Origin of the sequence: Neisseria wadsworthii 9715 (genome assembly GCF_000227765.1) — a bacterium.
Classification (GTDB): domain Bacteria; phylum Pseudomonadota; class Gammaproteobacteria; order Burkholderiales; family Neisseriaceae; genus Neisseria; species Neisseria wadsworthii.
In genome coordinates, this window is the sequence record NZ_JH165159.1 from 2,320,578 (window position 1) to 2,332,570 (window position 11,993).

At 51.6% G+C, this 11,993-nt stretch carries 15 protein-coding genes; 2 read left to right on the top strand and 13 right to left on the bottom strand.

The genetic code is table 11. The annotated features are described in order from the left end of the window. Positions 1 to 183: 183 nt before the first annotated feature. From HMPREF9370_RS10775 to HMPREF9370_RS10830, 12 genes are all read right to left on the bottom strand, one after another. A complete protein-coding gene (locus HMPREF9370_RS10775) occupies positions 184 to 1,983 on the bottom strand; it encodes a PglL family O-oligosaccharyltransferase (RefSeq protein ID WP_009117543.1) in 1,800 nt (599 codons plus the stop codon). Continuing rightward, entirely contained in the window at positions 1,980 to 2,336 is a 357-nt protein-coding gene (locus tag HMPREF9370_RS10780; RefSeq protein WP_009117544.1) for a DUF2069 domain-containing protein, read from the bottom strand. Before HMPREF9370_RS10780 ends, HMPREF9370_RS10775 begins: the two co-directional genes overlap by 4 nt. A 155-nt stretch (positions 2,337 to 2,491) precedes the next feature. Next, positions 2,492 to 3,235 (bottom strand): twin-arginine translocase subunit TatC, encoded by a 744-nt coding sequence (tatC, locus tag HMPREF9370_RS10785; RefSeq protein WP_009117546.1) that lies wholly within the window; start codon positions 3,233 to 3,235, stop codon positions 2,492 to 2,494. A 125-nt stretch (positions 3,236 to 3,360) separates the two neighbouring features. Then, positions 3,361 to 3,894, bottom strand: coding sequence for a Sec-independent protein translocase protein TatB (tatB, locus tag HMPREF9370_RS10790; RefSeq protein ID WP_009117547.1), 534 nt, complete (start codon positions 3,892 to 3,894; stop codon positions 3,361 to 3,363). A gap of 2 nt (positions 3,895 to 3,896) precedes the next feature. After that, a complete protein-coding gene (gene tatA / locus HMPREF9370_RS10795) occupies positions 3,897 to 4,106 on the bottom strand; it encodes a Sec-independent protein translocase subunit TatA (RefSeq protein WP_009117548.1) in 210 nt (69 codons plus the stop codon). Positions 4,107 to 4,173: 67 nt separating this feature from the next. Further along, positions 4,174 to 4,497 carry a histidine triad nucleotide-binding protein gene (locus HMPREF9370_RS10800; protein ID WP_009117549.1) on the bottom strand — a complete coding sequence of 108 codons (324 nt, stop codon included), beginning with the start codon at positions 4,495 to 4,497 and terminating at the stop codon, positions 4,174 to 4,176. An 89-nt stretch (positions 4,498 to 4,586) separates the two neighbouring features. Further along, positions 4,587 to 4,910 (bottom strand): phosphoribosyl-ATP diphosphatase, encoded by a 324-nt coding sequence (locus HMPREF9370_RS10805; protein WP_009117550.1) that lies wholly within the window; start codon positions 4,908 to 4,910, stop codon positions 4,587 to 4,589. A 58-nt stretch (positions 4,911 to 4,968) separates the two neighbouring features. After that, positions 4,969 to 5,367, bottom strand: coding sequence for a phosphoribosyl-AMP cyclohydrolase (gene hisI, locus HMPREF9370_RS10810; RefSeq protein WP_009117551.1), 399 nt, complete (start codon positions 5,365 to 5,367; stop codon positions 4,969 to 4,971). 165 nt (positions 5,368 to 5,532) lie between these two features. Further along, a complete protein-coding gene (locus HMPREF9370_RS10815; RefSeq protein ID WP_009117552.1) occupies positions 5,533 to 5,997 on the bottom strand; it encodes a copper resistance protein NlpE N-terminal domain-containing protein in 465 nt (154 codons plus the stop codon). A 35-nt stretch (positions 5,998 to 6,032) separates the two neighbouring features. Beyond that, positions 6,033 to 6,791: a sulfite exporter TauE/SafE family protein gene (locus tag HMPREF9370_RS10820; protein ID WP_009117553.1), complete on the bottom strand. Its 759-nt coding sequence runs from the start codon at positions 6,789 to 6,791 to the stop codon at positions 6,033 to 6,035. 27 nt (positions 6,792 to 6,818) lie between these two features. Further along, positions 6,819 to 7,364: a CreA family protein gene (locus tag HMPREF9370_RS10825; protein WP_040667674.1), complete on the bottom strand. Its 546-nt coding sequence runs from the start codon at positions 7,362 to 7,364 to the stop codon at positions 6,819 to 6,821. Positions 7,365 to 7,473: 109 nt separating this feature from the next. Further along, positions 7,474 to 8,352: a LysR substrate-binding domain-containing protein gene (locus tag HMPREF9370_RS10830; RefSeq protein WP_009117555.1), complete on the bottom strand. Its 879-nt coding sequence runs from the start codon at positions 8,350 to 8,352 to the stop codon at positions 7,474 to 7,476. 113 nt (positions 8,353 to 8,465) lie between these two features. On the opposite strand from HMPREF9370_RS10830, the gene HMPREF9370_RS10835 reads away from it, so the two are divergent. Further along, positions 8,466 to 9,137 (top strand): FMN-dependent NADH-azoreductase, encoded by a 672-nt coding sequence (locus HMPREF9370_RS10835; protein WP_009117556.1) that lies wholly within the window; start codon positions 8,466 to 8,468, stop codon positions 9,135 to 9,137. Between the two features lie 109 nt (positions 9,138 to 9,246). Continuing rightward, positions 9,247 to 9,702: a J domain-containing protein gene (locus tag HMPREF9370_RS10840; RefSeq protein ID WP_009117557.1), complete on the top strand. Its 456-nt coding sequence runs from the start codon at positions 9,247 to 9,249 to the stop codon at positions 9,700 to 9,702. A gap of 206 nt (positions 9,703 to 9,908) precedes the next feature. Here the strand turns inward: HMPREF9370_RS10840 and HMPREF9370_RS10845 are convergent, their stop codons facing one another. Continuing rightward, entirely contained in the window at positions 9,909 to 11,903 is a 1,995-nt protein-coding gene (locus HMPREF9370_RS10845; RefSeq protein ID WP_009117558.1) for a transglutaminase TgpA family protein, read from the bottom strand. Positions 11,904 to 11,993: the final 90 nt, after the last annotated feature.

Sequence of the window (11,993 nt, forward strand, 5' to 3'; positions counted from 1 at the left end):
TCTGGTTGTCTTTAAAATTTTAAGGATGCCTTCCGTATGAAGGAGCATAACTATCTTAACATGCAAGCCTGTATTTTTGGTAGCATGTCTGTTTGCGCCTTTGCTCTTTTTTGCACGGAATGTCAAGGGCTTTACATAGAAATAAAATCTTAGCCGCCCGTTTTTTCAGACAGGCATCATTCTTTATTTCTTACAAGGCTTTGCGTTTGGATTTATTTTGGCATACTCCGCACAACCCTGCTCCCATTCCTGCCGTAACCCTGCCAGATATGATGATTTGTCTATCTGGGAAATGTAAAAAGGCATCTGCATCGGGTAATACTCATACATCATGCGCATCCACCGGCGCCCTGCCGCCTGATGGCCTGTCCGGTAAAGATACATACCCACCACATGCGCATTGGCATAAGGGCGGAAGACCATCGTCTCCAACGCAGCGCCAACCGCCCACGGCTGAAGCTCGGCATCAGCAGGCGAAGCCCGGCGCATCAAAGAAAGCTGGGCATAATAACGTAACATGGGTTCGGTTCTGGCAATTTTCAACATACCGTTGATTTTTTCCTGCTTTTGTTCAGCAGTTTCCGTTTTCTCGATGGTATTGAATTTTACCAACTCGGTATACACAAAACCCAAACGCACGATACCGACGATAATAAATATCGACAAAACGGCCACACCCCAATTCAACCATTTAATCTGAGGCCTGTCTGAATCGGCAATTTGCTCAGTATCCTGCATTCCCAGCATCAACCCTACAGGTACTAAAAAATAAACGTACCACAAGGGATATTCCAACAACGAATGACAAAACGATACGGAAAGCAGAGCCAGCGGCAGAAAATTCTCATTACTTACCGGTTTTTTGAAATAAGGCCACACCACCCAAAGCAAACCGCCGAATACCAATAACGCACCAACCAGCCCCATATCCGCCAAAATCTGCAAAACGATATTGTGTGAATGCGTATAAAGCACGCTGGTTTCATCATTACGCCAGCCGGTAGGAAACACATTGGTTAAAAAACTTTGCAGCGAATACGATTCCCAGCCATGCCCCCATATCGGCGCTGCCAGAAAAATATGCCACGCGCGCGCCCACTCAACTTCGCGCGGGGAAGACGCAAAATCCTTGCTGCCCATCCTATCTAGCGCACTAAAATAATCAATGCCCATCAGCGCCATCAGCTTATCAAAAGAAAGCTGCACCACCACCACCATCAACAAGGCAAACAAGAATACCTTCAGTGCATGATTACCTTCCTTGCCCCTGCGCCAACGCCAAAACACTGCCAGTAAAGCAATCGCCGCCACATAAGCAAACAGGCTGCGCGAATTCACCATGCCCATAATCAGCGCCAGATATACTGTCATAAAGCAGCCGAACCAATTGGACACCCGTCGCTGCGACCATAGAAACGCAGCCGCAATCACACCCCACATTAAATAATGCCCCAGATGATTACGCTGCGCCAACTGCCCCATGATATTGTTGATATCGCTGTACAGCACATAACCCTTCAAATGGGAAGCCCAACCGGTAAACTGCAAAATACAAACCAACGATTGCAGCAGCGCTCCAGTAACCAACACTGATGCAAACACCGTGACTACCCGCTTCTGCCCGACTTCCCGTACCCAGCCCCTGCATGCCCAAAGCATCAGCGCAATGATCGCAAACGACCACGCCGCCATATCGCTCATTCCCGGGTAAGGTAGCTCCATAACCCTTGCTTGCACCGCCCAATAAACTGCCAGAGCAAAAAAGTACACACCACCCCGCGGTATCCGCGCACTTAATTTTCCCGAAAGCGCACTACCCAACACAAACAGCAAAGCAAGCAGCAATGACGCACTTTCCAGATAAAAGCTCGAGAGCGGACCGGTTCGCCAGATTGACATAAACGGCACGATACAGACAAACGCCAATCCGAACACCAGCACAGTCGTATCGGTTTTACGGCTTTCCACATAATCCAAAATCACAAAGCGGCCTTTCTTTTATTTTTTACAAAAGCCAAACAAGCAATAAAAAACACCACGCTCAGCAGCAACATTACCACAGCACATGCCCTGCTGAGCGGCTGCACATCAAACAGGCGCATTACCGCTTCGGCAAAATAAATCAAAATCATCATACAAGACCATTGAAAAGTATAGACCTTTCCTTTCAACACCCCGGCCAGCGGCAAGCACAAAGGCAAAGCTTTTAAAGCCATCCAAGAGCCGCCCTCGCGCAAAGGCGCCAACCACAACTCCCAAGCAACACTCAGGATAATCATGCCGATCAGGCTGATTGCGGCAGCCGCTTGCGGCCATTGCTTTTCATGATGATTCATTTTGAAATATTAAATAAAGTTATCAAACACATTATAAACAAAAGCTCGCCTGAAACCCCTTCCGACTTCAGACGATTCTTTTTCAATTTAATTCCGAGGTTTGAATGCCTGTCTGAAAACAAATCCACCGCTCCAAACACACCATACCGGCCAGCCTAATCTTCAAATTCCTCGGCTGCACGCTCTATCGGCTTAACCATCCGCGCCAACACCAAACCCAGCTCGTAAAGCACAATCAACGGCACTGCCAGCATAAATTGCGAAATCACATCCGGCGGCGTAATCACAGCCGCCACCACAAACGCGCCCACAATCACATAAGGCCTTGCCGCCTTCATCTTTTCCATCGAAACCACACCCATGCGGTGCAGCAGAACCACCACCACCGGCGTTTCAAAAGTCGCACCGAATGCCACAAACATGCCCAATACAAACGACAGATATTTATCAATATCCGTCGCCATATTCACGCCCTCCGGGGTTACACCGGCCAGAAACTTGAAGATCACCGGAAAAACCAAAAAATAGGCAAACGCCATACCGCAGGCAAACAAAATCAAGCTGGAGAGCACCAACGGAAAAATCAGCTTTTTCTCATGTTTATAAAGCGCGGGCGCCACAAACGCCCACACTTGGTAAAGCGTGTGCGGCAACGTCGCCAGAAATGCGGCCATCAGTGCCACTTTAACCGGCACAAAAAAAGGCGCAATCACTTCCGTAGCAATCATGCTCGTGCCTTTCGGCAGATTCGCCATCAAAGGTTGTGCCACAAATGTGTAGAGTTGTTGCGCAAAAGGCATGGCCGCAAAAAATGCCACCAACATTACCACAACAATCCACACCAAACGGCGGCGCAGCTCAATAAGATGTTCGACCAGAGTCTGAGTTTGCTCAGTCACTTTTTATCCATATAATTTAACAGCCGGATTTCACCGCTGCTACTGCTTTTATAAACCGAATGACGCGTTAAACAGTTTTCATTAAGCTATGCCTGTCTGAAACACCAACGCAAAGCAAGCACAAATTACCGCCCCTGCCCTTTTCTCACGCTCAAACGGGGGGGCGCCCGGTATTTCGGGCGCATATCGCGCCGCTGCATCATAGCGCGCCGCTTAAGCGACACAGGCGGCGGCGCATGGCGCAGGCCATAATCGGAACCGTAATCGTCTGCATCAAAGTCATGCAGATCCACCAACGGCTTGCCCGCTTCGTCCAAACCGAAATCGGCAGGCGTGCGCTGCTGCGGCAAACGCTCCCAAGCGGGGCGCAAATCCAGCCCGTCGCGTATGGCTTGCGAGCTTTCTTTTACCGAATCGCCTACACTTTGAAAGCTTTCTTTAAAATCCTTTGCCGCGTCTTCCACATCTTTTTTTACGCTGCTCAATTCAGAAGCATCAATCTGGCGCCCCAGCTCGGATTTGACATTGTTCACAAAATACTGGATTCTGCCGGCCCACTGCCCCGCAGCGCGCGCCACTTTGGGCAGGCGCTCCGGCCCCAGTACAATCAGGGCCACCACACCGATCAGCAATAATTCGCTGAAACCGAAATCAAACATAATCAGGCTTGTTTGTCTGGATTGCTCTCATCGGCTTTGTGTTCGATCACATCGCCTTTTTTCGCCTCTTCCGAGCCTTCATTCAAACCTTTTTTAAAATCGTGCACCGCACCACCCAAATCTTTACCGACATTGCGCAGTTTTTTCGTGCCGAACACCAGCACCACAATCACCAATACAATGATCCAGTGCCAAATTGAAAAGCTGCCCATAAGTTTTCCTTTTTAAAGCTTTAATAATCAAAATTAATGAAATGCGCCAAGCATTTTCAGACAGGCATCAAGCAGGCCGCCCCATAATATGGATATGCAGATGAAACACTTCCTGCCCGCCGCCCTTACCTGTGTTGATTTGGGTTTTGAAACCGTTTGCCAAGCCGTTAGCCTCTGCAATTTGCGGCACTTTCATCATCATTCGGCCCAACAGCGCCTCATGCTCGGGCTTGGCATGCGCCAGCGAATCGAAATGCTCTTTGGGAATCAGCAGCAAATGCACCGGCGCGGCAGGGTTGATGTCTTTAAAACACAGCATCTCATCGTCTTCATACACCACGCTCGCAGGGATTTGCTTATCCACAATTTTGCAGAAAATACAGTCAGTCATCAAAAATACTCCGAAACCGTAGGCCGATTGCGCTATTTTATCAGCACACAGCGCCTGCCCATTGAATAAATACAGATTTTAATACAAATTCAGCTTTCCTGCCGCACCGCTTTTTCCGCCAGCCCCGACAAACCCTGCCTGCGCGCCAGCTCGTTCAACACCTCTTCAACGCGCAAGCCGTGATGCGCCAGCAGCACCTGCGTGTGAAACCATAAATCCGCCACTTCATAAACCAGATGTTCTCTGCCGCCGTCTTTGGAAGCCATCAGCACTTCGCCCGCTTCTTCAATCACTTTTTTCAGGATTTTGTCTTCGCCTTTGTGCAGAAGCTGAGCCACATAAGACGTTTCCGGGTCTTGGCCTTTGCGGGAATCAATCACGTTTTGGATTTGGGTTAAAACTTGGTCGGTCATAGTTATATTCTCTTGATTCAATTAAGCCGCTCGGCGGCGTACTGATTTCAGACAGGCATCAACCGTGCGTATGCCCGTAAATCTCCTGCTCGTCTTTCAATACCGCATCCACAATCTGCCATTCGCCATCGCGCCACACGCGGTAGAAGCAGCTTTCACGGCCGGTATGGCAGGCAATGCCGCCGGCTTGGTCTATCAGCATAATCACCGCATCGCCGTCGCAATCCAAACGCAGCTCGTGCACTTTTTGCGTGTGCCCCGACTCTTCGCCTTTCATCCATTGCTTTTGGCGCGAACGGCTGTAATAGTGGGCGTAGCCGGTTTCGGCGGTTTTTTGCAGCGCTTCTGCGTTCATCCAAGCCACCATCAACACGCGCAGGGTTTTGGCGTCTTGTGCGATGGCACAGACCAGGCCTTTTTCATCGAATTTAACGGCATCCAGCAGCGGATTAGGCATGTTTGTTTACTCCTTTTTCAGACAGCCTTGTTGTTGCAGGCTTTCTTGTACAGTATTTTTTAAAGTGGATGATTTTATCTTAATAATTTAATGGCTGTTTAGCGGATTTTTCGTCTTTCAAAACCAAACCGCCGAACGGATGCCTGTCTGAAAAAACCAAACCGATCACTGCCCGGGCACAAGACTGCCGGTTTTCGCCAAACCGCAGATTTTTCCCCGGCTGTTCGGATAGGCTTTGCCGTCGTTGCCGCGCATCTGCAAGCCTTTTTCGTGGACGAAAAACACCATATTGTCGCCCGCCGCATCCAATTGCAGCAGGCCGTCGTCGCGCCAATGGAAAGTGCCTCGGTTTTCGGTGGGCAACTCTCCAGCTATCCTGCCGATATTCCGCGTAATCAGGCTGTAACGCCGGTTATTGCGCAAAATAATGGTGGCTTCCGTGTAATCGCAGTTGGCACACGGCAGTTGCCCTTGATAAACACCCGCCCAAGATGCCTGGTTTTCAGGAGCTACCGCTGTTAACACTTCTTGTTCGATTGGGGGTTGGCTACTGCTATCAGGTGCACAGGCAGCCTGCAACATCGCCGCTAAAAGCACCATAAGCCGATAATAAGGTTTTAAAACTTGCATTTTTTATTTGAACACAGGGTTTCAGACAGGCATTGCTACTTCAAAAACGCCGCGGCCACAGCCACCACCGTCATCACAAACAAAATCGTGCGCAAGGTGTTAGGCGAGAGTTTCAACGCAATTTTCACACCAATCATCGAGCCGAGTATATTGCCGGCCGCCAGCACGAGGCCGACATCCCACCAAATCTGCCCTTGCACGATAAACACGGCTAAAGCCACAATGGTAAACGCCAGCGTGCACACCAGTTTCAAGGCGTTGGCGCGCAGCAGGTTGTAGTGCAGCACGCCTGCCAATACGGGCAGCAGGATAAACGCGGTGCTTGCCTGTACAAAACCGCCGTAGATGCCGACGGCAAACAGTAAAACCGCCGCCCCGCGCGTGTCGGACACTTTGCGTTCCTGCACGTTTTGCGGCGGCAACAAAAGCTGCGGTTTGAGAAAAGTGAGCGTAGCCACGCTGAGAATGCAGACGAGCAAGGCGGGTTTCAGAATTTGATTGTGCAGCACCGAAGCCAATACCGAACCGACCAAACCGCCCGCCACCATCGGCAGCAAAATGCTGCGTAAATCGTGCGTGGGCAACGCGCCGGCGTTTCTAAACCCGCGGATACCGGTAAGCGACTGGAAAAAAATGCCGACGCGGTTGCTGGCGTTGGCAATATCGGGCGGCACGCCGAAGGCCATCAACAGTGGCAGAATCAGATTGGAACCGCCGCCTGCTAAAATATTGATGATGCTGGCCAAAATGCCCAACGTTGCAATCGCCAGATAGTGCCAGAGGGTAAGATCCATTTATGTTCCAAGCTTTTCAGACAGGCATCAGCGCTGTGCTGCCGCAGTAACGATGCACGAGCCGTGAATCTGCTGGTTCGGCTGCACGCTCACTTTGGCAGCGTCCAGCGGTGCGCCTGTGTAGCAGGAAAAAGCGTCCATCGAATTTTTCGGCGAACCTTGAATCACTTTGTCGCTGTACACCATGTATGAAAACACTTTGCGCGCGGGGTCATAATAGCGCATCACTTGCAGGGTTTTGAAAATAAAGCTGGAGCCTTTTTTGAAAATCTTCTGCGGCTTGGCCACTTCTCCTTCGTTATAGCTGATTTGCGGCGCGGTCTGCACGCAGGAAACAGAAGCGTCGGACGCGTCTTCTTCCAAGTTTACCGCTTCTTTCAAGCCGCCTTTTTTGGCGTAGGAAATATAGCAGGTAACGCCTTTAATCTGCGGATCATCAAACGCATGAATCTCAATGCGGTCGTTTTTGCCGAGCATGTTGAACACGGTGCTGGCTTCGCCTATTTTTTCGGTATTGCCGCCGCATCCGGCCAAGAACGAAGACAACATCAACACCCCAATTGCTTTTTTCATTTTGATTTCCATTTCGTTATTCCATCGTTTTCAGACAGGCATTCAAGCTCAACCGCGCTAATTATACAGAGTTCGCAGACAAGCATATCAATAAACATTTGCTGCCTCCTCAACCCGCCTGCGCCAACAGCCACACCTTCACTTGCTGAACCGCCGGCGTATCCGCATGCCGCCACGGCTCGCACAACCAGTAAAATTTATCATGCAAACAAGGCTCTGCCGCCACACTTAAAAGCTGTAAATCCAATTCTTCCCGCACCAGCTTCACACTCAGCAAAGCCACGCCTTGCCCCGCAACGGCTGCCTGTATGGCATGGCTGCCGTCTGAATAACGGATGCCGCTTTGAACATCCGCCTGCGGCACACCCGCTGCATCCGCCCACTTATTCCAGTCCGCCGCATCTTCTGTATCACGGTGCCAATCAAGATGGATCAGCGACCAATCCCGCACTTCTTTCGGCAATCCCGCCAATAAGGCCGGGCTGGCTACGGGCGCAAAACATTCTTGAAACAAAGGCGTTGATTGCACATCGGGATAATGCCCGTTACCGTAGCGCACCGCCAAATCGGCTGCACCCGATTTTAAATCGGCAGGCTCGTAAGATGCATGGATATGGAGGTCGATATCGGGAAAGGCCGTCTGAAAAGCGGCCAACTTAGGCACCAGCCATTTCCCTGCAAATTCAGGCGTTACCGAAATGCTGACTATTTGGCGTGCGGGTTCGCAAATACGCTCCAGCGCGGTCATGATGACCGCAAAGCCTTGTGCCGCCGCATCAAACAGGATGCGGCCTTCGGCGGTGAGCGACACAGCGCGCACTTTTCTCACAAACAAAGGTTTGCCCAGCTGCGTTTCCAGCAAGCGGATGCGGTGGCTGATGGCAGTAGCGGTTACATTCAACTCAGCCGCTGCCGATTTAAAACTGCCGGTACGCGCCGCCGCTTCAAACGCATAAAGCGCGTCGAGGGAACAATTCGGCTTTCGCATGATATAGATGAATTAAATTGATTTATATATTGAGAATATATCGTTTGTAGCAAGAGCAAACAAGCAAGACAATCAATACACATTGATTTTGTTCATCTGAAAGGAATCCGATTATGACCACCCTCCTCCACATAGACGCCAGTGCCCGCAGCGGCTTATCCGGCCGCGATCCGCACGGTTCGCACACCCGCCGTTTGAGCGCGCGCTTTGTCGAACAATGGCGCCAACGCCTACCGAACACCGAAATAATCTACCGCGACGTCGGGCAGCATCCGCCTGAGCCGGTAAGCGGCGCATGGATTCATGCCGCTTTCACGCCCGAGCAGCAGCGCGAACCGTGGATGCACAATGTTTTGCGCCAAAGCGACGAATTGGTTGACGAGCTGATTAAGGCGGACATCATCGTAGCCGGCGTGCCGATGTATAACTTCGGCCCGCCCGCCCAGTTCAAAGCCTATATCGACAATATCGTGCGCGTAGGCCGCACATTCGGTTTCGACCGCAGCCGCGCATGCGAGCCTTATTGGCCGCTGCTGGCCGATATGGGCAAGCACCTGATTATTCTTTCTTCACGCGGCGATTACGGCTACGACGAAAGCGGCAGAATCAGCGCGCGCAACCATGTCGAGCCGGCCGTTCAAACCGCTTTCGGATATATCGGCATCACACAAAACTACAACATCGCAGTGGAATACGATGAATTTGCCGACGAGCGTTTGGCCGCGTCCATCCGACAAGCGGAAAACGAAGTGGATGATTTGGTGAATAAGCTGGCAAAAAATTAAACGCTTTGAATCACACACAAACATGCCTGTCTGAAAGCAATATTCTCACTCTTCTCAGACAGGCATTGATATAATAAAGCTATTTAAATAAAGAATTTGCCGCAGCGCAATGCCGAAAAAACCGCATACCCACTACGACAACCTCAAAGTTCCCCGCGATGCCGATTTAAAAACCATACGCGCGGCCTATCGTGCGCTCTGCAAACAATATCACCCCGACCGCTGCCCCGACAATCCGGATGCACACCGCGTGATGAGCATCATCAACCGCTCTTATAAAGTGCTGACCACGCCGGAGAAGCGGCGCAAGCATGATGAATGGATTGCCCGCCAATCTGCCTCCAGTATTCAGGAGCCCTCTTCCCAACGCATTTCCAGCTCGATGCCCAAAGGCTTCCGCCAACCCGAGCAACAGGTTCCCCGTGCTAAATATCTGCTGTGGCTGCTCAGTGTTGCCCTGCTGATTGCCGCACTATTTTTCTACACCCAGCACCAACGCTCCGCCGCCGCCAACGACGGGCGCGATTTGCCGGTTAAAACACAGCCGCAAACCGCGGGCGAATAATTCGCAATATAGGCCAAGAGCCTGTTCAACCCGCTTCAAACCACAATGCCTGTCTGAAAAAAGTTTCAGACAGGCATTGTGGTCATTACATTCACCGTTATAGCAAATCAACTTATTTTTTATCATGGTTTCGTCATACTCGGGTCAAGCCCGAGTATGACTGACGTGCTGTTTATTAAATTTATTTGCTATATATTCAGGCTTTTCTAATGCCTGTCTGAAACCGATTTTTCCGCCTGTTTCTGATAAACAGCCGCCATTTTTCTTACCTGTTTCAACCAAGCATGCTGCTGCGCTTGTGTCGGCGGTCGGTCTGCCGCATATTGCCAATCCTCATACTGCATCAGCGCCTGCTCCAGCTGCGTATCCTGCAAACCGTTTTCCCGCATCAAGGCGCGCAATTCGGATGCGGTTACGCCGTAACGCGTTTCGTCTTCCACACCCAATAATGCGTTTTTCAGCAATGCAAAACCTTCTTCCAGCGGGTTTTGATCGTTTCTGCGGCCTTTTCGCCACCAGAAAAACACGGGAATCAGCGCGAGCGCACCGCCAACGCCCAGCACCAGCGCAAAAGCGGCAAAGCCGAATCCGCCTAAACCGAGTTTGGCAAACAGATTGTTTTGGCGGCTTTGGTCGTAGTTCACCACCCATTGCTGCCAGTAATACTGGCCGGTTTCACGCCATTTGGCAAACGCACCGCCGCCGTTTTGCACCAAACCCTGCTCGTTTTGCGGCAAAGACTGCTGCAAGCCGCCCGCCGCCCGGTTTGACGATACCGCCGCAGTCGGATCCACCCGCAGCCACACTTTTTCCTCCGGCAGCCACACTTCCGCCCACGCATGCGCATCTTTGGAACGAATCTGCCAAAAATCACCTTCGGCAATGTAGTCCGCGCCCAAATAACCGGTTACCACCCGCGCAGGCAAACCGGCTGCGCGCATCATCACCACAAAACTTTGCGCATAATGCTCGCAAAACCCTTGTTTGGTCTGAAACATAAACGCATCCACGCCGTTCGCGCCTTCCGTGAGCGGCGGCTGCAAAGTGTAGCTGAACGCATTTTTGCGGTAATAAGCCAATACCTTTTGAATAAACGCCTGCGAATCGGCCGATTGCTGCGCCAAGCTTTGCGCCAGCACACGCGAACGCGTGTTGCCCGGCGGCAGGTAGAGATAATGCTGCAAAACAGCCGGATTGGGCTGATCGGGCAGCCTGCCGCCCAACCGGGCTTGCAGATCAAGGCGGCGCAAACTTTCGTAGCTGCGCTGCGCCCGCAGCACATTGCCCAAACGGCGCGCAATGCTTTTCGGAAAACTGCCGACCGGCTGGTCAAGCGCGGGAATCACGCCGTTTTGGTCGCGCAAAATGATTTGGTAGGAAACAGTCTGCCCCGGCATATCGTCTGCACGCGCTTCGTCAACCGTGTTATCGGGCTGCGCCTGCCAGCTCGTGCCGTTGAAATCGGTCATGATAATCGCGCGCCAATACAGTTCCTCAGGCGCGGGCACGGCGCCTCTAAACGTTACATTGGCAACCCATTCGTTGCTCTGCACCAGGTTGCTGATGCTGCCCGGCTGCATGGTGTTGGAAAGCCCGGTTTTGGCCTGATTGCTTTTTTGCGGTATGCCCCACAAAGGCTCGCTTTTACGCGGCACCGCCACAAACAGCACCACCATCAGCGGCAGCGTCAACACCAAAGTCAGCGCACCAGTTTGGGCCGCGTCTTTCAGATACAGGCCGCCCAGCATACCGAAACACACGCTGGCGGCAAACAGACACAGCACGGCCCATACGCCGGTGAGCGGGCTTTGATCGAACAGCACCCCGCCACCCATCAAAAACAGCATGGCCAGCAGCAACACCTGCCAGTCGCGCCGCGTGCTGCTTTCAAATGCTTTGAGTGCCACCATCAAAAGCAACAGCGAAATACCGCCTTCCCTGCCGATAACCGAACCCACCTGCAACCACACCAGCAATCCCGCGCCCACGGCAAGCAGCAACAAAACCAAAGGCGGTGTTTTGTACCACCCGATTTGCATCTGTACAAACCGCACCAACAACAATGCAGCAAAAGTAAGCATCACGCCGCCCGGCAGGTTTGCCATCAAAGGCAAAGCCGACATTAGCAGCACGCACAAAATCGCAGCCTGCACAGCAGGGCGCGGCTGCCCGGATAAGAAAGGAGGATTTTGGATAAACATAATGAATTAAGTCGCAATGTGTGGCGCCGTGTTTTCAGACAGGCATAGTGTATAAAGAATGCCTGTCTGAAAGCCTGATTGAGAGCAGCC